Here is a 22,227-nt window from a genome sequence, read left to right as displayed (position 1 = left end):
CTTTGCGGCGGCAAAGAAAGTAAGTGCCGCCCCGCACAGGGGCAACGCCAGCGCCGCGAGGCGCTATCGCGGATGCCAGCGATAGCGGCAGAACAGACCGCAATCGCGGATGCCAGCGATAGCGGCAAAACAAAACGCATCGCGGATGCCAGCGCAAAGGCAAAACAAACTGCATCGCGGATGCCAGCGATAGTGGCAAAACAAATCGCATCGCGAATGCCCGCGCAGGGCAAAGCAAACCAAACAGCGGCGTCGCAGACAAATAAACCAAAAAAAACGGCGACTACAAAAAGCCGCCGCAGGCAAAAAAACTTAGGCAGCCACGCCGACAGTCTCTTTCACTACGTCTTCAAGAATAGAAAGAGCCTCATCAAATACAGAATCCTGAATCGTCAGCGGGAACAGGAATCGAACGACGTTCGAATAAACCCCGCACACCAGCAGCAACAGCCCGCGCTCGAGCGCCCGCGTCTGCACGCGCTTCGTGAAATCCGCGTCCGGCTCCGACGTGCCCGGCTTGCAGAACTCGACGGCCACCATGCCTCCCGGCCCGCGCACATCCGCGATCTGCGGCACTTCCGACTGCAGCGCGGTCAGCCGTCCCTTCAAGCGGTCGCCCAGCGTCACCGCCCGCTCACAAAGGTTCTCTTCGTCGATGATGTCGAGCACGGCATGCGCCGAAGCAACCGCGAGAGGATTGCCGGCATACGTGCCGCCCAGCCCGCCCGGCGCCGCCGCATCCATCACGTCGGCGCGCCCGACCACACCCGACAGCGGCATGCCGCCCGCCAGGCTCTTCGCCATCGTCATCAGATCGGGCACGACGTCATAGTGGTTCATCGCAAACAGCTTGCCCGTGCGCGCAAAACCCGTTTGCACTTCATCTGCGATCAGCAGAATGCCGTGCTCGTTGCACAGCTTGCGCAGCGCGCGCACGAACTCGGCGGGCGCCGGATAGAAGCCGCCTTCCCCTTGCACCGGCTCGAAAATGATCGCCGCGACGCGCTTCGGATCGATATCGGCCTTGAACAGATAGTCGATCGCCTTCAGCGAATCCGCCGTCGTCACGCCATGCAGTGGGTTCGGGAACGGCGCATGGAACACGTCGGCCGGGAACGGACCGAAGTTCAGCTTGTACGGCGCGACCTTCCCCGTCAGCGCCATGCCCATCATCGTGCGGCCATGGAAGCCGCCCGTGAACGCGATCACACCCGACCGGCCCGTCGCCGCGCGCGCGATCTTGATCGCGTTTTCGACAGCCTCGGCGCCCGTCGTGAAGAACGCCGTCTTCTTCGGATAATCACCCGGGGCGCGCTGGTTGATCTTCTCCGCCAGTTCGACATACGACGCGTACGGCACGATCTGATAGGCGGTGTGCGTGAAGTTGTCCAGTTGCGCGCGCACGGCCTCGACGATCTTCGGATGACGATGCCCCGTGTTGCACACCGCGATGCCCGCCGCGAAATCGATGAAGCGGCGGCCCTCGACGTCCCACAGCTCCGCATTCTCAGCGCGCGCAGCGTAGAAATCGCACATCACGCCCACGCCGCGCGGCGTGGCGGCGTCCTTGCGGCTCTTCAGTTCAGCATTCTTCACGGAGATCTCCTGTTTGGGGTTCGTTCAGGCGCTCGCGTTCATCGCGGCACATGCTGCGACTATAATTAAATTTGGCTCTAGGTTTCAGAGCCATTTCAGTAAAAAAACAGGAGCCAATTTATGCGCGCGAGCGTCTTGTCCGACTGGCTGGCCCAGCGTCTGGATCGCGGCAATGGGCAGCCGATCTACCGGCAGCTTCATCGGCTGCTGCAGCAGGCCATTCTGACGCGCGAGTTGCCGCCGGGCACCAAGGTGCCGTCGTCGCGGCTGCTCGCCAACGAGCTCGGCATCGCGCGCAACACCGTCACGCAAGTCTACGAGCAGCTCGCGCTGGAGGGCTACGTTTCGTCGGCGACGGGGCGCGGCACGTTCGTCGCCGATACGTCGCCGGATGAAATCGTCGGCTCGCCCGAGGCGCAGGCTTCCTGGCTGCCGTCCGCCGCCGCGTTGCGGCAGTTGCGGCAGGCGCCGCCGCCTTCGCAGCCCAACGCTCCGCAGCACGCCGCGCGCGCGCTGTCGCAGCGCGGCGCGCGGCTGATCGCGGGCGCGGGGGTGTCGAAGCGTCAGTGGGGCGCGTTCATGCCGGGCGTGCCGGACGTCACCCGTTTTCCGGCGCGCGTATGGAGCCGCCTGCACAACAAGTACTGGCGGCGCCTGCGGCCCGATCTGCTGACCTATGCGCCGGGCGGCGGCCTGTCGCTGCTGCGTCACGCGCTTGCCGACTATTTGCGCACGTCGCGCTCGGTGCGCTGCACGCCCGAGCAGATCATCATCACGACGGGCATTCACCAGTCGGTCGATCTCGCCGTGCGTCTGCTCTCCGATCCCGGCGACGTGATCTGGACGGAAGACCCCTGTTATTGGGGCGTGCGCAGCGTGATGCACGTATCCGGCCTGAAGTCGCGCCCGATTGCCGTCGACGACGAAGGCATCAACCCGTCGCCCGACGACCTCGCGCATCCGCCGAAGTTGATTCTCGTGACGCCATCGCACCAATATCCGCTCGGCATGGTCATGAGCCTTGCGCGCCGCCGGATGCTGCTCGAATACGCGCGGCAGAACCAGTGCTGGATCATCGAGGACGATTACGACAGCGAATACCGCTACGGCAGCCGGCCGCTCGCATCGTTGCAGGGGCTCGATACGGCGGGGCAGGTGATTTACGTCGGCAGCTTCGGCAAGACGCTGTTTCCGGGCTTGCGGATCGGTTACCTCGTCGTGCCCGAGGCGCTGGCGGAGAGTTTCGCGACGGCGAGCGCCGAGCTCTATCGCGAAGGGCAGTTACTGCAGCAGGCGATGCTCGCGGAGTTCATCGCCGAAGGGCATTTCACGTCGCATATCCGCAAGATGCGCACGCTGTACGGACAGCGCCGCTCGACGCTGCTCGAGGTCGCCGCGCGGCGTTATGGCGATGCGCTTCCCGCAGTGGGCGGCGATGCGGGCCTGCATCTGGTGATGCAACTGCCCGAAGGCACCGACGACCGTGCCGTTGCCGCGGCGGCGCTCGAACGCAACATCGTCGTGCGACCGTTGTCCGGCTACTATGCGCAACCGTCGCGCGCGCAGTCGGGGCTGTTGATCGGCTATGCGTGCGTGCCCGACGAGGAGATCGCGCCCGCGTTCGACACGCTTGCGGACGCGATCGACACCACCTTGCCGCTCTTCGCCTGAATGGCGCGGGCGGCGCGGCGGCTACAGACGGATCAGCACCGCGCCGAGCGTGACGAGCGTGCACGCGAAGATGCGCCGCGCGGTCAGCTTCTCGTGCATGAACGAGAAGCCGATCAGCACCGCGAAGATCGAGCTGAGTTCGCGCAGCGCGGAGACCATTGCGATGGGCAGATAGCGATAGGCCTCGATGATCAGGCAGTACGCGCTCAACGCGATGACGCCCGAGAGCATGCCTTTGGCCATCGTCTCGCGCGACGTGAAAAGTCCTTTCGCGCCGCCGCGCCAGTGCCACACGAGCAGAAACTGCGGCACGTTCCACAGCAGATAGACCCACATGATGTAGCTGAGCCCATTGCCTGCGACGCGCGCGCCGATTCCGTCGACGATGGAATAGGCTGAGATGAAGAACCCTGTGAGCAGCGCGTAGGGCACGCTTTCGCCGGAAAAGCGCATGTTGCGGCGAAACGCGAGCGACACGATGCCGATCGACACCAGCGCGACGCCCGTTGCCGCGAGCGGCTTTAGCGTCTCATGCGCGAACACGAGCGCGCCTGCGAACACCAGCAGCGGCGAGAGTCCGCGCGCAATCGGATAGATCTGGCCGAAGTCGCCGCTGCGATACGCGCGGATCAGCGCGAGGCAGTAGGCGAATTCGAGCACGACGGAGGCGGCGATGTAGGGCCACGCGGCTGGCGCGGGCAGCGGCAGCGCGACGACGCCGATTGCGCTGACGGCGATATACGGAATCGACATCATGCCGAGCAGCCAGATGCGGTCTTCTGCGAGACGCAGGAATGCGTTCCAGCTCGCGTGGAGCATCGCGGAGAACAGGACGAGCAGAACGATGAGGGTTTCCATCGAAAGCGTGCGGGCGGAAAAGATGGATTATTCCCTACGCGGGGCCGTTTGGTTTGCTGCTGTTGCGAGTATTTGCGATGTGGTTTGTTTTGCTCTATCGCTGGAATCCGCGAATGGGGTTTGCTTTGCCGCTGTCGCTGGGCATCCGTGATGCGCCACGCGGCGCGGGCGTTGTCCCTGTGCGGGGCATTTCAAAAGCTCGGGGCCGAACGCAGGTACGGCGAGGAAAACGGGCTGTTCGACCGCTTCCACGCGGCGAACGCGAGCGCCGTGCGTGGCCCTCGCGATCTACGGCGTAGCGAACAACACCATCAAGGCGCTCTGCACTACGACACGCCGATCAGTCAAATAGCCATCCGTTGTCGCCTTCATCTAGCGTCCCACCGTGACTCGTCAGATCGCCTTTTCGGGCAACGCCAGCGCCTTCGAATGCGGATGTCGAGCCGGTGACGATGGTGGCGCCGCAACTCGTCAGGTCACCAATGCGTGCAACAGCGCGACCGTTGACGGTCACTCCGCTTATTCCAGTCGTTACAGTACCTACGCCGTGCATTGGACACATGTGACGATGACCCACAAGTACAACCGGGCGCATGAAAACCTCCGCTGTTATCGTGCCAGAGCGTTCGACTGCTCTCCGACGTACTTCCACTGGAAGCTGAACGGGTCGACGCCCACGTCGCCTGGCAGGTTCGGCATCTGTTCGCCTTCCTTGACGAACGCCTCATGGTAGCCGCCGATCATGTCGATGGTTTCGCCCACCGCCTGCCAGTATCCGGAGCGTGGTGAGAAATCGCCGGGGCGTGCAAAAGGAAACGCAGGCACCTGCGTCCGGGCATCGACCTCGCCGAGGAACTCGATCTTGCGACCCTTGGCCGCTTCCTCATCAGTGGGTTTATAAACCTTGAAGTACAGGCGGTTCGATGGCGCGTTATCGGTGATCGGGTAACGCATGCGGCCCTTGCCTTGCGCATCAGTCCGCTGAAGGACTTCGCGCACGTCGATCCAGTCAAGCTGGCTTTGCCAGTAGACCATTTCGTAAATATGCGTGCCGGTAAGGAACTGGCTGCTCTCGATCACAAATTCATCGGGGATCCCACCGTCAATCCGCTGCTTTGCATGAAACACGTAACTGTGCCGCTTGATTTCATCGTCACGTGGCGCCGCTTTGATTGCCATGATGCTGTTGTCTTCACGCCGTGCCCGCGGCTCTATCTCTTTCCCTTCGGAATAGAGCCGTACCAGCGGACCATCCGGTGTCGGCTTGCCGGTTGCCTTAATGTCAGAACCTGTCGGGTTAGTGAATGACAGGTTGTACCGGATCTTTACGCTATCTTCACGTACTACTCCGTCCACGAACTCAATCCGTGTAATCAGTGAATTCTTCATCCAGTTTATCCGGTTGTCAGGAATCCCGGTCCGGTTGGCTCTGCTGGAGGTCTGGTTACTATTCATGGAACTGGTCTTGTTGATTGAAGGTTGCATCGCTACGGGCGAACACGCTGTCAGGGTCACGACACTCCATAGCGCGACCGCATGCCGGATGCGTCGCCGCTCACGCAGAAACTTCTGGTTCATCTTTTGCACTCTGGATAAAAAAAGCGATGCTCTCGGCATTGGCTAGTGCCCAGTTCGGCGAAAATTCAGCCAGCACCCGCGCTGCCAGTGCACCATAAGGGGTGCGGCCATTGAAGTTCTTTGGATCGCTGGTTGTAGCCGGTAGCGCGATAACCTGGTCCTTTGCATACGTGAAAGCCTCCGCTGTTATCGTGCCTGAGCGTTCGACTGCTCTCCGACGTACTTCCACTGGAAGCTGAACGGATCGACGCCCACATCGCCCGGCAGGTTCGGCATCTGTTCGCCTTCCTTGACGAACGCCTCATGGTAGCCGCCGATCATGTCGATGGTTTCGCCTACCGCCTGCCAGTATCCGGAGCGTGGTGAGAAATCGCCGGGGCGTGCAAAAGGAAACGCAGGCACCTGCGTCCGGGCATCGACCTCGCCGAGGAACTCGATCTTGCGACCCTTGGCCGCTTCCTCATCAGTGGGTTTATAAACCTTGAAGTACAGGCGGTTCGATGGCGCGTTATCGGTGATCGGGTAACGCATGCGGCCCTTGCCTTGCGCATCAGTCCGCTGAAGGACTTCGCGCACGTCGATCCAGTCAAGCTGGCTTTGCCAGTAGACTAGTTCGTAGAAATGGGTGCCGAAAATCAATTGGCTGCTCATAATCACAAACTCGGCAGGTATGGGACTTTTCCAACTGTCGTGTGCTTTGATGTTGTAACGATAGAACTTGACATCTTCGTCCCGTGGCGCCGCCTTGATCGCCATAATGCTGTTATCTTCGCGTGAAGAATGCGGCTCTATCTCTTTCCCTTCGGAATAGAGTCGCTCAAATGCGTTGTCCGGCGTTGGTTTGCCGGTCGCCCGAACGTCTTTGTCAGTTGGATTGCTGACCAAAATGTTATAACGCACCTCGACAGCTTCGTCATATACAGATGCCCCTGCAAACTTGATCTGTGTAACTAGTGGATTTTTCACCCAGTTAATCCGGTTATCAGGAATCCCCGTCTGGTTGGCGCTACTAGGAGACTGGTTACTGTTCATGGCGACTATTCCGATAGTGTTTTTTGCGGTCGAAGGTTGCGTTGCAATTGGCGAACACGCGGTCAGGGTCGCGGTAGCCCATATCGCGACCGCGTACGGAACGCGTTGAAACTTACGCGACAAGTTCTGGTTCATCTTTTGCACTCTCGATAAAGAAAGCGATGTTCTCGGCATTGGCAAGCGCACGGTTCGCCGAGAATTCAGCCAGAACTCGCGCCGCTTCGGAACCGTAGGCCGTACGGCCGTTGAATTTGCGTGGATCGCTGGTCGCAGCCGGTAGCGCGATAATCTGGTCTTTTGCATGCGCAGTGTTTTGCAGATGCGCCACTTCATGCAACTGGACCTCCATCCGGTTCTGGTCCACGGGGTCGGTCTTGCGGAACAGACGAAAGAACAGTCCGTACTGGCAGCCGATATTGACGTACTCCATCTGGAAACCGGCCTGCGCAGGCCGAAGCGGCTGGGCCGGATAGCAAGCCGGATGCACCCACGCCCCCGCTTCGAAACCAAGCGCCCCCTTTATGACACGCTGCATCGAAATGTGCCGGAAGTAGGTTTTCATGCCCTTCATGTACAGATAGACATGGTGACCGGCAGGTGCTGGGGCAAGTGTCCCGTGAAGCGTTTCGGGCGCAGTGATGGTATTGGGATCTACGCCAAACCAGTAGATGAAGTTTTCCCAGAAAGTAGTGTGCTGGATATTGTGAATGTCGTGCGTCGTTGCGTACTCGCGGACAACGACGGGTACTGGCGTCGGCGCGGACGGCAAGACAGCTGTGGCGTCCTTCCATGGATCAAGCTGTTTCAGGCGCTTTTCGATCAGCTTCAGTCCAGTATTCCAGCTCGTCAAGATTTCCTGTTCGAATGCCTCTTCCGAGAGATGTACGTCAGTGGTAAGGCACTCGCGCATCTGTGCCAGAAACCCGAGCGGATGAAAATGCCAGTTCTTCGCATTCGTCAGTGCAGTGAGTGGGGTCAAGGCTGGACCAGTCACGCCATCCTTCTTTACCTGTGCCTCGGTCCAGAACTGCTGACGTCCCACATCGTCAAGAAAAGCTCCGGTCGTGGCCAATCTTCACCTTTTCGTCGTTACCAACTGTCTCTGAACGGTCATGCCCAATGGTGGTGCTCTCGTCGTTCTCGACGGTCTTCATACGGTCGTGCCGGACCGCATGTGACTCGTCGTTCTCGACCTCTGTGCGCATGTCGCGTTCAGCTTGCAACCATAGTTCTTCCGCGCCTTTCTTGTCCTCGAAGCGGATCGCGTTCGCGTTGCCATAGCCGCCGTCCTTCGATGAGCGCGTGAGAATGCCACTTTGCGTCGCATTGCCCGGCAGTTCCCACGGCGGCATCGTCATCGCGTTGTAGACGCGTCGGGTCACGATGGGCCGGTCCGGGTCTCCGTTCTCGAAATCCACGATGACTTCGGTGCCGACACGCGGAATGTGGATGCCGCCGAAGTTGCTGCCCGCCCACGGGTACGACACCCGGACCCAGCACGACGACCTGTGATCTTTCGGACCGCGGCGGTCCCAGTGGAAGGCGAGCTTTACACGCCCGTACTGGTCGGTCCAGATTTCGCTGCCTGGTGCGCCCGTCACGATTGCCGTCTGCGGGCCGGTAGTGCGCGGCTTCGGGTAGCGCTCACGCGACGGCCGGAAAACGGTTGTGGCGGGCTGCACGTCGAACGTGGTGTTGATGCGGTATTGCGCTGCGCCGCCGCTGACCTCGCCGATCTCTTCGGCGTCGAAGCTTGCGCGTAGCACCAGGTATTCACGGTTCGCATCCGCCTGCGGATGACCGCTAAGTGTGAAGGTTGTGCCGCACACGATATCGCGCACGTTACCACTGCCCGATGCGCGCTCGCCTTGCGCGTAAAGCTCTTCCATGCGCACCCGCGCGAGCTGGTCGCCGTCGTCCTGTTCCGTATAGTCGCCGGGCCACTCGTAGCGTTCCAGCTGGTTGTGCGCGGTGTCCTGCGGCAGTTCGTTCTGCGCCTGAAGCTGCGCCTTCGGCTTCTTGAAGTGATAGTCGTTCGTGGTCCAGATGCCTGTCCGGATGCGTCCGGTCGTATCGAAGTGATCGACGTTCTCGCGGTCGATCTTATGTCCGGGCGGGTAGTACCACAGTGTCTGATAGGCGGCGCTTTCGACGGGTTTGTGTGCACCCACGTGATCGACCAGCACCATCCGGTGAAAACTGCTGGAATGCTCGATAAACCAGTAGATGCCGTGCTCGGCCATCAGGCGCTGGATAAAATGAAAGTCCGTTTCTCCATACTGCACCTGATAGTCGAGCACCGGATACGTGCCGCTCACGCGCACGTCATACGAGTACAGGTAGTTGCCGAATACCTCTTCAAGTATTTCCACAACGGTCTTGCGCTGGAAAATGCGAAAGTCTGAACGCAGCTCCATCAGGGCTGTCCAGGGTTGCAGCAGCACGCGGTAGCGGCTCTGCCGGTTCAACTGCTCGACGAAACCCGCTTCCATCACGAGGCCGCTGATCTCGCGCGTGCCCGCGCCTATGTTCGCCGTGCCTCCCAGCCCGGCAGCGCCCGCCACGAACGTGCCCATGCCGTCGAGCTGAATGGCGACCGTCAGTTCCGTGCCGAGCAATGCCTTGACATCAATCGATGCGGCGACTGCCTCGGGCATGTCCAGCGGCGTGGTGAGAAAGAGTTCATAGCCGTAGAGGGACGAGAGCGTTTCTTCTCCCCTGATCGCGCTCAGTTGCAGCGCCACCTGTCCATCAGGCAAAGTTGGCAGCGCAGGGCCGCTGACTGTCAACGTCCGCGCTGTATGAAATGTCAACATGACGAGTTCTCCACTTCGTAGCCCCTGTTCATATTTGCTTCGACATGCCAAGTAATGTGAAAGCAAATTCGAGCTTTCAAGCAGGACATTTTGCACATATCTTCGCAATGCTTAATATCAGATTAGGTCGATAATCGACTGAAGGATCGAAGAATATGCCGGCTGGTTGGGCTGATGAAACGAGGAATCGTTGCAGCTCAGAAAGGAGCCAGCCCGGGTGGGGGCGTGAAAGTGACCGTCGACAAGGACCGTGACAGTCATAACCGACCTTCGATCCAGGCGGCATCCAGCGCCGCCGCATATCATTAAACGGCGAAAGCAGCACCCGTCAGATAACCTGAATACATCAAGCGTGCGTAAAAAAGCCCGCACGCGGCGGGCTGCTGAAGGTAATCGCCATTCTCAAAAGGTGTCTCGTGGGTATCCGGCAAAAGAGGCGAAATCTGCTTGAAACGCGGGGCGGACCCTGAGCCTTACCCGACAAAGGTTTCACGAAGGCCCAAACCCACACCAGTTTCCACCCCCAGGCGTCGCAGACAACCAATCACACCCTCATCACTTTATCCAAAGTAATCGGCAAATCCCTCACGCGCACGCCCGTCGCGTGATACACGGCATTGCCAATCGCAGCCACTACACCCGTAATGCCGATCTCCCCAATTCCCCGCGAGCCGAGCGAATTGATATGTGGATCGGGCACGTCGAGCACGACAACATCGAGCGTCCCCACATCCGCATTCACCGGCACGTGATACTCGGCAAGATTCGCATTGATGAAGCGGCCATATTGCACATCGAGTGCAGTCTCCTCTTCAATCGCCGCGCCGATGCCCCACACGAGGCCGCCCATCAGTTGGCTGCGCGCCGTCTTCACGTTCAGCATCCGCCCGACGTTGTACACCGCCGTGATCTTCGCGACGCGGACAGTGCCGAGGTCAGCGTCGACGTGCATCTCCGCGAACACGGCCCCCCACGAATGGAACGAGTAGCGCTGCTTCTCATCGCCGGGCTTCGCATCGGAGACGGCTTCGAGCGGCTGGCCGCCCGCGCGCGCGAGAACGGCCGCGATGGGATCGCGCCTGGTCGGGGCCGATTTGCTCATCAGCCAGCCATTCTGCACGGTCACGTCGCTTTCGGGCACGCCGAAAAGCGGCGAGCCCTGATCCGCGAGCGCCATCGAAACGAGCTTGCCGCGCGCCGCTTCGCACGCGTCGCGCACGGCAGGCGACACGCTCGCGACCGACTGCGAGCCACCCGATACGGGCGCCTTCGGCAGCGAAGAATCACCGAGCCCGAAGCGGATGTTTTCGGGCGCGATGCCGAGCGCGTCGGACGCGACCTGCGTCATCACCGTGTACGTGCCCGTGCCAAGGTCCTGCGTGCCGGACACGACCATCGCCGTGCCGTCAGGCAGGATGCGCGCGAGCGCCGACGCTTCGCTGCGATTCGCGGGATACGTCGCGGTGCCCATCCCAAGGCCGATCAGCGTGTTGCCGTCGCGCATCGAACGCGGCTGCGGCTTGCGGCGCGACCAGCCGAAGCGCTGCGCGCCGACGCTGTAGCACTCGCGCAAGACCTTGCTCGACCACGGCCTGTTTTCCTGTGGATCGACTTCCGCATAGTTCTTCAGGCGCAGCGCGACAGGGTCCATCTTCAGTTGATACGACAGCTCGTCCATCGCCGTTTCGAGCGCCCACGAGCCCGTCGTTTCGCCCGGCGCGCGCATGAAGGTCGGCGTGCCGACGTTCAGCGGCACGAGGCGATGCGTGGTTTGCTGGTTCGGCACCGCATACATCATGCGCGAGACCATGCAGCAGGTCTCCGTCCAGTCTTCGATCATCGACGTGTTCGAAAAGCTGTCATGCCGCATCGCCGTCAGCGTGCCGTCATGTTTCGCGGCGATCACCATGCGCTGCTCGGTGAACGGCCGTCCGCCGACGGGGCCGAACATCTGCGGACGCTCCAGCGCGAGCCGCACGGGCCGTCCCGTCTGCTTCGCGGCCATCGCGCACAGCACCACATGCGACCACGCCGAGCCCTTGCAGCCAAAGCCGCCGCCGACGAACGGCGAGATCACGTGCACGTCGTCGGGCGAGATGCCGAGCGTTCGCGCGACAGCCGTTTTCGTGCCCGTCACGCCTTGCGTCGCATCGTAGAGCGTCAGCTGCGGGCCGTCCCACACGGCCATCGTCGCGTGCGGCTCCATCGGATTGTGATGCTCCATCGGCGTCGTGTAGACGGCGTCGACGCGCACGGCACCCGCGGCGAGCCCCGCGTCGTAGTCGCCACGCGACGTGTCCGTCTGCCGCCCCTGGGGTTTGACGGGCGCGTGCGCATTGGGTTTTGCCTGCGCGAAATCGAGCGTCGCCGGCTGCGCCGCGTACGTGATGCGCAACTGGCGCGCGGCGTCGGTTGCATGTTCGAGCGTATCGGCGACGACGACGGCAATCGGCTCGTTGCTGTAATGGACCTCGTTGTCCTGCAAGAGCGATAGATGCCGCCCCGCCGGCGGCGCGAGCGACGGGCGGCCGCCGTTCGGCAGGCGCGGCGCGTTCTGGTATGTCATCACGAGCAGCACGCCGGGCAGCGACGACGCGCGGCTCGTATCGATCGATGCGATGGTGCCGCGCGCAACCGTGCTCGTGACGAGCACGCCATGCGCGAGACGCGCCTGCGGAAACTCAGCCGCATAGCGCGCTTCGCCCGTGACTTTCAACAGACCGTCGGTGCGGTCCAGTGGGTGGCCGATTATCGTGTTCATGCGACACCTCCCGTGCGTCCCGCTGCCTCGTTCACCGCCCGCACGATCGCGTTCTGCGCGAGCCGCACCTTGAACGCGTTGTCGCGTTGCGGCCTGGCTTCGCTGAGCGCAGCGGAGGCCGCGGCGTCGAGCGTCGCCTTATCGAGCGGATGGCCTGCGAGCATCTGTTCGGCAGCGTTTGCGCGCCACGGCTTGTGCGCGACGCCGCCCAGCGCGATGCGCGCGCTGCGCACCGTGCCGCCGTCCATCTGCAGCGCGGCGGCGACGGACACGAGCGCGAACGCATAGCTCGCGCGGTCGCGCACCTTCAGGTAGTGCGCATGCTCGCTGTAGATGGGCGGCGGCAGCTCGACGGCCGTGATCAGCTCGCCGGAGCGCAGCGTCGTGTCGAGATCCGGCCGCTCGCCCGGCAGCCGGTGGAAGTCGCCGAACGGGATCACGCGTTCGCCTTGCGGGCCGCTCACGCGCACGTTCGCGTCGAGCGCGGCGAGCGCGACGCTCATATCCGACGGATTCACGGCGATGCATTGCGTGCTCGCGCCGAGGATCGCGTGCGTGCGGTTGTGGCCGTTTATCGCGGCACAGCCGCTGCCCGGCTCGCGCTTGTTGCAGGCGGTGAACGCGGTGTCGTAAAAGTATGGGCAGCGCGTGCGCTGCATCAGGTTGCCGCCGACGGTTGCCATATTGCGCAATTGCGCCGACGCGCCCGCGAGCAGCGCTTGCGACAGCAGCGGATAGCGCTCGCGCACGAGCGCATGATTCGCGGCGTCGCTGTTGCGCACGAGCGCGCCGATGCGCAAGCCGCCGTCAGGCAGCGTCGAGACGGTATCGAGTCCCTGTATGCGCGTGATGTCGACGAGTTTGACCGGGCGCGTCACGCCGCCCTTCATCAGATCGAGCAGATTGGTGCCGCCGCCGATGAACATCGTGCCCGGCTGCTGCGCGGCGCGCACGGCGCTCGATATATCCGTTGCGCGTTCGTACGAGATCGCATCCATGATGGCCTCCGTTACGCGACATCGCTCGTCTTGATGACGAACGTGGTGTACGTGTCGCCCGTGCCGCTGCCCACGGTGCCGCGATGCACGGACTGCACGGCCGCGACGATATTCACGTACGCGCCGCAGCGGCAGATGTTGCCGCTCATGCGCTCGCGAATCTCTTCTTGCGTCAGTTGCGGCGGGCGGCGCCGCACATCCGCCGTGACCGTGCTGGCCGCGCCGGCGTCGAATTCCGTGAGCAAGGCTGTCGCCGAACAGATTTGCCCCGGCGTACAGTAGCCGCACTGGAACGCGTCCTGTTCGATGAACGCGCGTTGCACGGGGCTCAGCGTGCCGTTGCTCGCGAGGCCTTCGATCGTCGTGATCGCGTCGCCTTCGTGCATCACGGCAAGCGTCAGACACGAGTTGATGCGGCGTCCGTTCGCGAGCACCGTGCACGCGCCGCATTGCCCGCGGCCGCAGCCTTTCTTGGTGCCCATGAGGCCCGCGTACTCACGCAGCGCGTCGAGCAGCGTCACACGCGGTTCGATCTGCAGCGTGTAGGCGCGTCCGTTGATGTCGAGCTTCACGGCGCGCGGCGGCACCGTTGCGCGTGCAACGGACGCGTGCGCGGGCGGTGTTTGCGCCTGCGCGTGGACGTAGGGCGCGCTGCCTGCCGCGGCCGCGGCCGCCGCCGATTGCAGGAAGCGGCGGCGAGAAGTGCTGGAAGGCGAGGCGTCGTGGTCGTCATGATGGGGCGTGTTCGCATCGTGATGCGAGCACGAACCCTGACAGTCGATGTTTCGGGACATGATGTTCTGCTTGCTCCGTATGAGTTCGATGCAGGCTTGCGCCGCATCGAACCCGAAGCCTGCGGCCGGTGCATGGCAAGCCATGACAATGAGCAATTTCGATGCCGCTCGCGCAGAACATGACGCGACGATGCGCAAAAGCGGCGCCGGCTTCCACGAGCGATGACACGCGCCGCCTTGCGACGGCCGACGGCATGCGCGACGTGTCACGACTTCACGTTGCACCTGACGAAGCGCAAAGTAAGTGGCTGCGCAGCGTCATTGCAGCGTCGAAAGCGAATCTTCATCGTGGCACAGAATGCCAGGCGCAGCCGTGACGGATTGATGGCGCGAACATGGCGCGGCGCTGTCGCCGGTGTCAGGTGCCTATTGCGACGCCTGCATCCGCGCATGCGATACGGCGGCGCAAAAACAAAACGCGCCTTGAATCTCAAGGCGCGTGTTGGATGAACTCACAGCGAACTAACGGGCGGATCGATCCGTCTTTGCAGTCAGTCGATCCCGTGAAACACCGCGTCGTCGGGTCCGAGATAGGCGGGCGGACGCCATGCTGCGTCACGCATCGAATGCTGGACGAGCTTCTCGACGCCGAGCAGCACCGCGAAAATCGCCATCCGCACGGGAATGCCGTTGTCCGTCTGCCGGAAGATCGCGAGGCGCGAATCGTGGTTCAGGTCGGTGCTCAGATCGTTCGCGCCTGGGCGGCTGTCGCGCGGGAGCGGATGCATGATCAACGTGTCCGGGCCGCACACGGTATCGACGAGCGCCTGGTTGATCTGGAAGTCGGGCGTATAGCCTTCGAACGATTCGTCGGCGAAGCGCTCTTTCTGGATGCGCGTCGCGTAGACGACGTCCGCGCCGCGCAGGCCATTGGCGAGATCGTGCGTCTGCTCGACCACGTGGCCGTTGCGCGAGATCTGATCGACGATGTACGCGGGCATTTCCAACGTGGGCGGCGAGATCAGCGTGAACTTGATGCCGCGATACAGCGCGAGCAGCTTGACGAGCGAATGCACGGTGCGCCCGTACTTCAGGTCGCCGACGAGCGCGATATGCGCGCCGTCGACGATCTTGCCAAGGCGCGAGAACTCGCGCTGGATCGTGTACAGGTCGAGCAGCGCCTGGCTCGGGTGCTCGCCGGGGCCGTCGCCGCCGTTGATCACGGGAATGTTGGTCGCGCGCGCGAATTCCGCGACGGAGCCTTGCTCCGGATGGCGGATCACGAGGGCATCGACATAACCGGCCATCACGCGGCTCGTGTCGTAGATCGACTCGCCCTTGGCCATCGACGAAAACGTGAAGCCCGTCGTGTCGCACACCGAGCCGCCCAGACGGCAGAACGCCGCGCCGAAGCTCACGCGGGTACGCGTGCTCGCTTCGAAGAACAGGTTGCCGAGCACCGCGCCTTCGAGCACGCGCGAGATTTTCCGGCGGCGCGCGATCGGCTGCATGATGTCGGCGACGCGGAACAGGGCCTCGACGGCGTCGCGCGAGAACTGGTCGACGGAAAGCAGTTGCGGCTTGCCTTCGAACAGGATCTGGCTGCTGAGCGCGTGTGACTCTACGCTTTGCGTATATTTTTCCGTGGGCACGCCATTGACGACGATCTCCGACACGAAACGCTCGACGATCTCGGGCATCGCGCGCGATTCCTGCGAGTCGTCGGGCAGCAGCCACGTATCCAGCGCGCGCTTCGACACGCCGATACGGGTCGCGAAGCCGTCGCGGGTGAGGTTCAGACGCCGCATCGCGTCACGGAGAAAAGCTTGTTGCGGGACGCTCATGAAGGATCCTCTTGTTTCGTCAGGTGAATCATGGATATACGCGGTGCGTATATTAATTCGCTGCGCGGCGAAGTCAAGAAAAATTCGCAGGGGGGAATGCGCCGGGCTGGCGGATTCACGCGCGCGCTCAGCTCGATTGCGGTTACACTGCCGGACATGGAAAACGGCTCAATGCTTCGTGATCGTGTGGAAACGGGCGCGCAATGGCGTGCCGCGCTTGCACGCGTGGCGATCGCGCACGCATGCGTCGTCTCCAAAGCCAAAAAACAGCCGCTCATCTGACCGGAGCTGCTGTTCCGTCAGATGCGCGACGGAACAGCCTTGTCCAGCCCGGTTCTCGAACCTCCTGCTTCCGATACTGCTTCCTCGCCGCTGAACGGTTCCGATACGGTCGCGTTCGAGGATAGTCATGTCCAACTTTTCGGGTATCTGGATTCCCCTTGTCACGCCGTTTTCCGCAGATGGCGCCGTCGATCACGATGCGCTGCGCCGTCTCGTGAAGCGCTATGCCGACGCCGGCGTCGCGGGTGTCGTCGCGCTCGGCACGACGGGCGAGCCATCGTCGCTCGAGGCCGACGAGCAGGAAGCCGTGCTCGCGGCGACGCTCGATGCCGCGCACGGCGCGCTGCCCGTGATCGCCGGCGTGTCGGGCAACCATGCCCGCAGCATGCGCGAGCGCGTGTCGCGCCTGAACGCGCTGCCGCTCGCGGGTCTGCTGATTTCGGCGCCGTACTACGTGCGGCCGTCGCAGGCAGGCATCGCCGCGCATTTCACGATGCTCGCCGACGCCAGCGAGCATCCCGTCGTGCTGTACGACATTCCCGCGCGCACGGGTGTGCGCATCGAGCCCGATACGCTGCTCGCGCTCGCCGCGCATCCGCGCATTCAGGCGATCAAGGATTGCGCGGGCTCGCTCGACACCACGCACACGCTGATACTCGACGGCCGTCTGCAGGTGCTCGCCGGCGACGACGTCCGTATCTTCGACACGCTTTGCATCGGCGGCAGCGGCGCGATCGCCGCATCGGCACATCTGTGGCCAGAGCGTTTCGTCGCGCTCGATCGCGCGCTGAAGGCGGGGCGTCTCGACGAAGGGCGCGCGCTCTTTCATGCGCTCTTGCCGTTGATCCGCGCGCTGACCTCCGAGCCGAACCCCGCGCCCGTGAAGGCGGCGCTCGCCGCGCAAGGCCTGCTCGAAGACGTTTTGCGCGCGCCGATGACGCGTGCGAGCGAATCGTTGCGCGAACGCTTGCGGCCTATGCTCGCCGGGTGATGGCCGTTCGATGGGCCGCAGCGCGGTTCTAGCCGGATACTCGGCACGCGTCGCGTGAGCATGCGACGAATCCGGTGTCGTCGAATTTGAGATGCGGGTCTTGCGGGTGGCGTGATAATTCGCGCCACGTTTTCGTCACCGCTCAGATCGTTTCGACATCCTGCGTATGCTGGTTCATCGTTTCACTGCTCCATTCACGGCGCTTGCGTTGCTGGCATCGACATCGTTGCGCGCCCGCGCGCCGCGCTGGCGCTCGGACACGACGAAGGGCGCCTGCTGATGCCGTTCATCTGGGGCGCGCGCAAGAATCTGACGAGTGGCGCGGTGCGCTTCGTCACGCGGCGCACGGCGTTCACGATCGGCGCGCTGGTCGCGTGCGGCAGCTTTGCGCTGGCGCTGACGGCGGGCATCATGATCGGACGCGATCATCCGATGCGTGCCGCGGCGGCGGGCGACAGCCGCGTGACGCGCGACTACACGATCGCGGAGCTCGGCAAGCTGAGCGCGGCTGTCGAGCAGATGGAGCCGCGCCTGACACGGCTCGCCGCGCAGGTCGCGACACTGCATGATTTCGAAACGCGTCTGAAGTCGATCGAAACCTTGCCGCGCCCCGTGTTTGCGCCGCCTGTGCTGTCGGCGAGCGACGTGCGCGGCGGCGACGCCGGCGACGATGTCGTCGAGCGCGCGGAAAACAAGTCCTCGACGGGCGAGCCGTCGGCGAAAGGCGGCGCGCGAGCCGCCGACGGACACGATGCCGAGCCTCAGACCCGCGTTCACGGGTCATTCGGCCAGCCAGCCGGTCAAACCACGGACAAGGCCAACGATTCCGCCGCTTCATCCGCCGCTTCATCCGCAGCGTCATCCTTACCATCAAGCAGCGAAGGCGGCGAGGGCGGCCCGTCGCTGCCGCCGCGCCGCTGCGACGACGTGCGTCGCGCGCGCGACGCCGTCGCGATTCACGAGCAGATCGCCTGTGTTGCCGCGACGCTCACCGCACTCGAACAGGAAACCATGCTGCACGCCGCGAACTGGGAGTCGTTTCCCGGCCGCATGCCCGCCGACGGCGCGCGCTTCGGCTCGCCGTTCGGCAATCGCATCGATCCAATCACGCATCGCCTCAGCTTCCATCCGGGCGTCGATCTCGTCGCGATGACGGGCACGCCGATTCTCGCCGCAGCGGGCGGCCGCGTGATCCGCGCGGGATGGGAGGACGGCTACGGCAATACCGTCGAAATCGATCACGGCAACGGGCTCATCACGCGCTACGGCCACGCATCGCGGATCGTCGTGCGGGAAGGCGATCTCGTGCTGCCGCGCCAGCATATCGCCGACATTGGCTCGACGGGCCGCTCGACGGGGCCGCACCTGCACTTCGAAGTGCTCGTCAACGACGCGCCCGTCGATCCGACCGACTATCTCGCACTTTTCATGGGATCGTCTCATGGCTGATCGCCGTGGTTCGGCAAACCGGCAAAGCGGCCGCGCGATCGCGCGGCGCGCGTATGCGCCGCGGCCCGTGCGCTCGCGGGCCGCGAGCATCGCAACGTGGCTGCTCGCGGGCATCGCGTGCGCGACGGCGGGCGCGGCGGCGATGCATGGCTACGGCACGCGCGCGGTGGCGGCGCGTGATTCGTGCGCAGTGCCTGCCGCCCACGACGACTTGCAGGACGCGCTGGCGCGCGCGCAACTCGCGCTGAAGCAGGAAGCCGCATCGCGCGCGACGGTGCAGAAATCCGCCGACGCGCTGACCGTCGAAGTCACGCGGCTTCAGACGCAAGTGTTGTTCCTGCAGGGCCAGAGCCGCTCGCGCCGTTGAGAGGCGGCGCACGGCACGTTTTCAATTCCAACCCGGTATCGATTATGTTCAGCAAGAAGAAGTCGCCCGGCGTCGTCTTCCAGAACAAGCTGGCGACGCTCGTTGCGCATGACGTGTACATCGCGGGCGACCTCGAATTCAGCGACGGCCTGCGGCTGGACGGTCATGTGAAAGCAAACGTCACGGGCAAGCCGGGCTGCGAGACGCTACTTGTGCTGAGCGATCGCGGCTCGATCACGGGCAACGTGTATGGCTACGACGTGATCGTCAACGGCACGATCACAGGCGATGTGATCGCCGATCATTTCGTCGAGTTGCAGGAGAACGCGCGTGTCACGGGGAACATCCATTACCAGCAACTGCGGATGGATGTGGGCGCGTCGGTGGACGGCAAGCTCACGCGCCGCGAAGTGACGCCCGCCGTCGCGAGCCCGCCTGTCGAGCCGGCGGCCTGCGCGCCTCAAGCACGGGACGAGCTGCGCGAGGCCGATCAGTGAGGCGCGCTCACGCGGCCGTCATGCGGTGCTGAAGCAGTTCGCTGAACGCATCGGCCGTAAGCGGCTTGCCGAGCAGGAAGCCCTGCATCTCGTCGCATTGCAGGTCTTTCAGCTTGTCGAGTTGCGAGGCCGTTTCCACGCCTTCCGTGACCGCGTCCATTTCGAGCGAATGTGCGAGCGCGATGATCGTCTGCACGATCGCGCTGCCTTCATGGCCATCGGCATCGAGACCGTTCGTGAAGAACCGGTCGATCTTCAGCTGCTTCACGCGGAAGCGCTGCAGATACGCGAGGCTCGAATGGCCGATCTGCACGATTTGCCCGGAGCGCTCGGCGGTCGGGATGCCGACGCCATCGTCGAGATGCGCCCGGCCAGATCGAGCGCCGTATACGACGCAAGCGTGGCGACGGCGAGCGACACGGCGACCGGCCCCAGGTTGTAAGTGCTCTGCATGTCAGTTCTTTCGCGGAAGCGGCAGACTTTTTAAATCATTGAGCGTTAATTTAAAAGATTCAGAAAAATTATCGGCTTGATTTTGAAGGCGTTTATTGAACCCTTTTCTTTAAGCCTTAACGGCATCAAATCGGTTCTGTAAAACCAGTTGATGCATTGCAGGGTTCTTGTCCAATTTTTTGCCGCATGTGGCCGCATGTAGCCGCGGTCCTAGGCAATGCCTATGGCGGGCAGAGCCAACTCGTATTTGCGCCGCTGTCGGACTGGCCTTCAAATAGGGGCTGCACGAAGCCTCGGTTCTGTTCAAGATCGTGGCCGTATGTTCAGTTGCATAGTGATCGACCTGCATTGGCACCTGAGAGCCTGAAATGTCCGACATCGCGAATAAACCGCTCCGATCGTACCTGTTCGTTCCCGGCAATCGGCGGGAGCGGTTCGACAAAGCCATGAGCAGCGGCGCCGATGCCGTCATCCTCGATCTGGAGGACGCCGTCGCTCCCGAAGACAAGGACGCGGCAAGGCAGGCCATTGCAGCGTGGCTTTCGCCGCAACGCCCCGTCCTCGTCCGCGTGAACGCCGCCGGAACGCCGTGGTACGAGCAGGACGCGCAACTGGGAACACTGCGCGGCGTGGCGGGGATCGTGCTGCCGAAGGCCGGGAGTGCCGCTGACGTGAGCGATCTCGTTTCGCGCACGAAGAGCGGGATGCCTGTCTATCCGCTGATCGAAACCGCGAAGGGCATGTGGAACGCACTCGACATTGCGAGCGCGCCGTCCGTGCATCAACTGATGTTCGGCACGTTGGACTTTTGCGCCGACATGGGGATGGAGCCCGATGGTGAGGAACTGAATCCGTTCCGGGGCCGCCTGACGATGATATCGAGGGTCGCGGGCATCCGCGCGCCCATCGATGGCGTCACCCCGTCAATCGATGACGAAGCTCTGTTGAAGGCCGAGACCATAAAAGGAAAACGATGGGGATTTGCTGGAAAGCTTTGCATACACCCGAGACAGGTTGCGACCGTCAACGGCTGCTATGCGCCGAGCGACACGGAATTGGCGTGGGCGAGGCGCGTGCTCGTTGCATTCGCAAACGCGAACGGGGCGGCAGTGGCAGTCGATGGAAAGATGGTCGACCGGCCTGTGGTCAGCAGGGCGCAGAGCATCGTGGATGCTGCGCGTACGTAATCGCGATCACAGCTTGCATCGGATCGCACGGCAAGCCATCGCGTTTCGAGCCTGCCGTCGCGGTATAGAATGGATCGTCGCCTCATGCAGCGCTGCATGGCCGTATCGACGATGCAATCCGCGCCGCAACACATCAACGCGTCATTCGACCTCTCATGGACGTTCGCCAGCTCCGCTACTTCGTCAGCATCGTTGATTACGGCAGTCTTGGTAAGGCCGCGGAGAAACTCTTCGTCGCGCAGCCGTCTCTCAGTCAGCAAATGGCGCGGCTCGAAGAAGAGCTGGGCGTGTCGCTGCTCTTGCGAAGCAATCACGGCGTGACGCCGACGGCCGAGGGCGATGCCCTTTATCGGCATGCGCGCATGGTTCTGCGGCAGATGGAGCAGTTGAAGCAGGAGGTCACCAAAGGCGCTGGGGCCGAGTCCGGCACCGTCGCCGTCGGGCTGCCGACCACCATGGCTTCCGTGCTCGCGGTGCCGCTATTCGAGCGGGTGCAGGACAGGTACCCCGGAATCCGGCTGCAATTCTTCGAGACGATGAGCGGATACCTGAACGAACTGCTGGCCAATGGGCGGCTGGATCTCGGCATTCTCTTTCGCGAGTCGGATACGCCGGGAATCACGGCAATACCCGTGCTCGACGAGACGCTCTATCTGCTCGGCGAGCCCGGCGGCGACATCTCGCCGCGCGCATCGACGTGCTCGCTGGCCAAGCTCGGCGGAGTCAGGCTGGTTGCGCCCGGCGCATCGAACGGTCTGCGTCTTCTGCTCGAACGCACGTTTCTCAGCGAGAAGGTCGATCTCAACATCGTCGCCGATATCGACTCGCTGCCGTCGCTGCTGTTGATCGCGCATTCGGGAAGAGCCTGCACGATTTTGCCCGGCTCAGCCGTCGCCCAATGGGACCCGGCTCGGCTGCCGAGAATGCGCAAGATCGTCGATCCCGTGATCAGGCGTCCTGCGAGCATCTGCTGGCCGAACGACGCACCCGTTCATTCGGCGACCGTCGCCGTGCGGGACACGCTGCTCGGGCTGATCGAGGAACAGGTGCGGCAGGACACGTGGAAGGGCGTGACGCTGCGCGAACGTAAGAGCGATACCTGAACCCTTCGCT

General features: G+C 63.0%; 18 protein-coding genes and 2 pseudogenes. 7 read left to right on the top strand and 13 right to left on the bottom strand.

Going from position 1 to position 22,227, the window contains the following annotated elements:
• Nucleotides 1–312: 312 nt before the first annotated feature.
• Nucleotides 313–1,596: a 4-aminobutyrate--2-oxoglutarate transaminase gene (locus tag J8I87_RS34895; RefSeq protein ID WP_209936851.1), complete on the bottom strand. Its 1,284-nt coding sequence runs from the start codon at nt 1,594–1,596 to the stop codon at nt 313–315.
• Between the two features lie 120 nt (nt 1,597–1,716).
• Here J8I87_RS34895 and J8I87_RS34890 point away from each other — a divergent pair, with 120 nt between their 5' ends.
• Nucleotides 1,717–3,267, top strand: coding sequence for a PLP-dependent aminotransferase family protein (locus J8I87_RS34890; protein ID WP_209936849.1), 1,551 nt, complete (start codon nt 1,717–1,719; stop codon nt 3,265–3,267).
• A gap of 21 nt (nt 3,268–3,288) precedes the next feature.
• Here the strand turns inward: J8I87_RS34890 and J8I87_RS34885 are convergent, their stop codons facing one another.
• The 10 genes and pseudogenes from J8I87_RS34885 to J8I87_RS34840 all read right to left on the bottom strand — a co-directional run bounded on the left by J8I87_RS34885 (nt 3,289) and on the right by J8I87_RS34840 (nt 15,888).
• Complete coding sequence (locus tag J8I87_RS34885; RefSeq protein WP_209936848.1) at nt 3,289–4,125, bottom strand: DMT family transporter; 837 nt, start codon at nt 4,123–4,125, stop codon at nt 3,289–3,291.
• 340 nt (nt 4,126–4,465) lie between these two features.
• Nucleotides 4,466–4,678 (bottom strand): PAAR domain-containing protein, encoded by a 213-nt coding sequence (locus tag J8I87_RS34880; RefSeq protein ID WP_245254372.1) that lies wholly within the window; start codon nt 4,676–4,678, stop codon nt 4,466–4,468.
• Nucleotides 4,679–4,734: 56 nt separating this feature from the next.
• Nucleotides 4,735–5,703, bottom strand: a complete 969-nt coding sequence (locus tag J8I87_RS34875) for a hypothetical protein (protein ID WP_209936845.1) — start codon at nt 5,701–5,703, stop codon at nt 4,735–4,737.
• Nucleotides 5,704–5,889: 186 nt separating this feature from the next.
• A complete protein-coding gene (locus tag J8I87_RS34870; protein ID WP_209936843.1) occupies nt 5,890–6,735 on the bottom strand; it encodes a hypothetical protein in 846 nt (281 codons plus the stop codon).
• 112 nt (nt 6,736–6,847) lie between these two features.
• Entirely contained in the window at nt 6,848–7,807 is a 960-nt protein-coding gene (locus J8I87_RS34865) for a hypothetical protein (protein WP_209936841.1), read from the bottom strand.
• 19 nt (nt 7,808–7,826) lie between these two features.
• Nucleotides 7,827–9,551: pseudogene (locus tag J8I87_RS34860) on the bottom strand (type VI secretion system Vgr family protein); the annotation flags it as partial.
• Between the two features lie 544 nt (nt 9,552–10,095).
• Entirely contained in the window at nt 10,096–12,312 is a 2,217-nt protein-coding gene (locus tag J8I87_RS34855) for a xanthine dehydrogenase family protein molybdopterin-binding subunit (RefSeq protein ID WP_209936838.1), read from the bottom strand.
• Complete coding sequence (locus J8I87_RS34850; protein ID WP_209936836.1) at nt 12,309–13,310, bottom strand: xanthine dehydrogenase family protein subunit M; 1,002 nt, start codon at nt 13,308–13,310, stop codon at nt 12,309–12,311. Before J8I87_RS34850 ends, J8I87_RS34855 begins: the two co-directional genes overlap by 4 nt.
• 11 nt (nt 13,311–13,321) lie before the next feature.
• The gene (locus J8I87_RS34845) at nt 13,322–14,104 is read right to left on the bottom strand and encodes a (2Fe-2S)-binding protein (RefSeq protein ID WP_209936835.1); all 783 of its coding nucleotides are present in this window, start codon (nt 14,102–14,104) and stop codon (nt 13,322–13,324) included.
• A 491-nt stretch (nt 14,105–14,595) separates the two neighbouring features.
• The gene (locus J8I87_RS34840; protein ID WP_209936834.1) at nt 14,596–15,888 is read right to left on the bottom strand and encodes an aspartate carbamoyltransferase; all 1,293 of its coding nucleotides are present in this window, start codon (nt 15,886–15,888) and stop codon (nt 14,596–14,598) included.
• A 409-nt stretch (nt 15,889–16,297) separates the two neighbouring features.
• Between J8I87_RS34840 and dapA the strand changes: the two genes are divergently transcribed.
• From dapA to J8I87_RS34820, 4 genes are all read left to right on the top strand, one after another.
• Nucleotides 16,298–17,161, top strand: coding sequence for a 4-hydroxy-tetrahydrodipicolinate synthase (gene dapA, locus J8I87_RS34835; protein ID WP_209936833.1), 864 nt, complete (start codon nt 16,298–16,300; stop codon nt 17,159–17,161).
• 279 nt (nt 17,162–17,440) lie between these two features.
• Entirely contained in the window at nt 17,441–18,610 is a 1,170-nt protein-coding gene (locus J8I87_RS34830) for a M23 family metallopeptidase (protein WP_209936832.1), read from the top strand.
• Nucleotides 18,603–18,977: a hypothetical protein gene (locus tag J8I87_RS34825; RefSeq protein WP_209936830.1), complete on the top strand. Its 375-nt coding sequence runs from the start codon at nt 18,603–18,605 to the stop codon at nt 18,975–18,977. Before J8I87_RS34830 ends, J8I87_RS34825 begins: the two co-directional genes overlap by 8 nt.
• 44 nt (nt 18,978–19,021) lie before the next feature.
• A complete protein-coding gene (locus J8I87_RS34820; protein WP_209936829.1) occupies nt 19,022–19,474 on the top strand; it encodes a polymer-forming cytoskeletal protein in 453 nt (150 codons plus the stop codon).
• Between the two features lie 7 nt (nt 19,475–19,481).
• Here the strand turns inward: J8I87_RS34820 and J8I87_RS34815 are convergent.
• Nucleotides 19,482–19,778 (bottom strand): annotated as a pseudogene (locus tag J8I87_RS34815) (EAL domain-containing protein); the annotation flags it as partial.
• Nucleotides 19,739–19,927: a hypothetical protein gene (locus J8I87_RS46430; protein WP_409518862.1), complete on the bottom strand. Its 189-nt coding sequence runs from the start codon at nt 19,925–19,927 to the stop codon at nt 19,739–19,741. The pseudogene J8I87_RS34815 and the gene J8I87_RS46430, both read right to left, overlap by 40 nt.
• A 368-nt stretch (nt 19,928–20,295) precedes the next feature.
• On the opposite strand from J8I87_RS46430, the gene J8I87_RS34810 reads away from it, so the two are divergent.
• Both J8I87_RS34810 and J8I87_RS34805 read left to right on the top strand, forming a co-directional pair.
• A complete protein-coding gene (locus tag J8I87_RS34810) occupies nt 20,296–21,114 on the top strand; it encodes an HpcH/HpaI aldolase/citrate lyase family protein (RefSeq protein ID WP_209936828.1) in 819 nt (272 codons plus the stop codon).
• Between the two features lie 155 nt (nt 21,115–21,269).
• A complete protein-coding gene (locus J8I87_RS34805) occupies nt 21,270–22,217 on the top strand; it encodes a LysR substrate-binding domain-containing protein (protein WP_209936827.1) in 948 nt (315 codons plus the stop codon).
• Nucleotides 22,218–22,227 lie beyond the last annotated feature (10 nt).

This window comes from Paraburkholderia sp. LEh10, assembly GCF_017814945.1.
Classification (GTDB): Bacteria; Pseudomonadota; Gammaproteobacteria; order Burkholderiales; family Burkholderiaceae; genus Paraburkholderia.
This window is presented reverse-complemented; position numbering and strand designations above follow the sequence as displayed.

Excerpts from the sequence above, each read along its gene's own strand:
- J8I87_RS34850 (WP_209936836.1), bottom strand. The coding sequence starts at position 13,310 with ATGGATGCGATCTCGTACGAACGCGCAACGGATATATCGAGCGCCGTG.
- J8I87_RS34820 (WP_209936829.1), top strand. The coding sequence starts at position 19,022 with ATGTTCAGCAAGAAGAAGTCGCCCGGCGTCGTCTTCCAGAACAAGCTG.
- J8I87_RS46430 (WP_409518862.1), bottom strand. The coding sequence starts at position 19,927 with ATGCAGAGCACTTACAACCTGGGGCCGGTCGCCGTGTCGCTCGCCGTC.
- J8I87_RS34855 (WP_209936838.1), bottom strand. The coding sequence starts at position 12,312 with ATGAACACGATAATCGGCCACCCACTGGACCGCACCGACGGTCTGTTG.
- J8I87_RS34805 (WP_209936827.1), top strand. The coding sequence starts at position 21,270 with ATGGACGTTCGCCAGCTCCGCTACTTCGTCAGCATCGTTGATTACGGC.
- J8I87_RS34840 (WP_209936834.1), bottom strand. The coding sequence starts at position 15,888 with ATGAGCGTCCCGCAACAAGCTTTTCTCCGTGACGCGATGCGGCGTCTG.
- J8I87_RS34825 (WP_209936830.1), top strand. The coding sequence starts at position 18,603 with ATGGCTGATCGCCGTGGTTCGGCAAACCGGCAAAGCGGCCGCGCGATC.
- J8I87_RS34830 (WP_209936832.1), top strand. The coding sequence starts at position 17,441 with ATGCCGTTCATCTGGGGCGCGCGCAAGAATCTGACGAGTGGCGCGGTG.
- dapA (WP_209936833.1), top strand. The coding sequence starts at position 16,298 with ATGTCCAACTTTTCGGGTATCTGGATTCCCCTTGTCACGCCGTTTTCC.
- J8I87_RS34870 (WP_209936843.1), bottom strand. The coding sequence starts at position 6,735 with ATGAACAGTAACCAGTCTCCTAGTAGCGCCAACCAGACGGGGATTCCT.
- J8I87_RS34845 (WP_209936835.1), bottom strand. The coding sequence starts at position 14,104 with ATGTCCCGAAACATCGACTGTCAGGGTTCGTGCTCGCATCACGATGCG.
- J8I87_RS34875 (WP_209936845.1), bottom strand. The coding sequence starts at position 5,703 with ATGAACCAGAAGTTTCTGCGTGAGCGGCGACGCATCCGGCATGCGGTC.
- J8I87_RS34810 (WP_209936828.1), top strand. The coding sequence starts at position 20,296 with ATGTCCGACATCGCGAATAAACCGCTCCGATCGTACCTGTTCGTTCCC.
- J8I87_RS34885 (WP_209936848.1), bottom strand. The coding sequence starts at position 4,125 with ATGGAAACCCTCATCGTTCTGCTCGTCCTGTTCTCCGCGATGCTCCAC.
- J8I87_RS34890 (WP_209936849.1), top strand. The coding sequence starts at position 1,717 with ATGCGCGCGAGCGTCTTGTCCGACTGGCTGGCCCAGCGTCTGGATCGC.
- J8I87_RS34880 (WP_245254372.1), bottom strand. The coding sequence starts at position 4,678 with ATGCACGGCGTAGGTACTGTAACGACTGGAATAAGCGGAGTGACCGTC.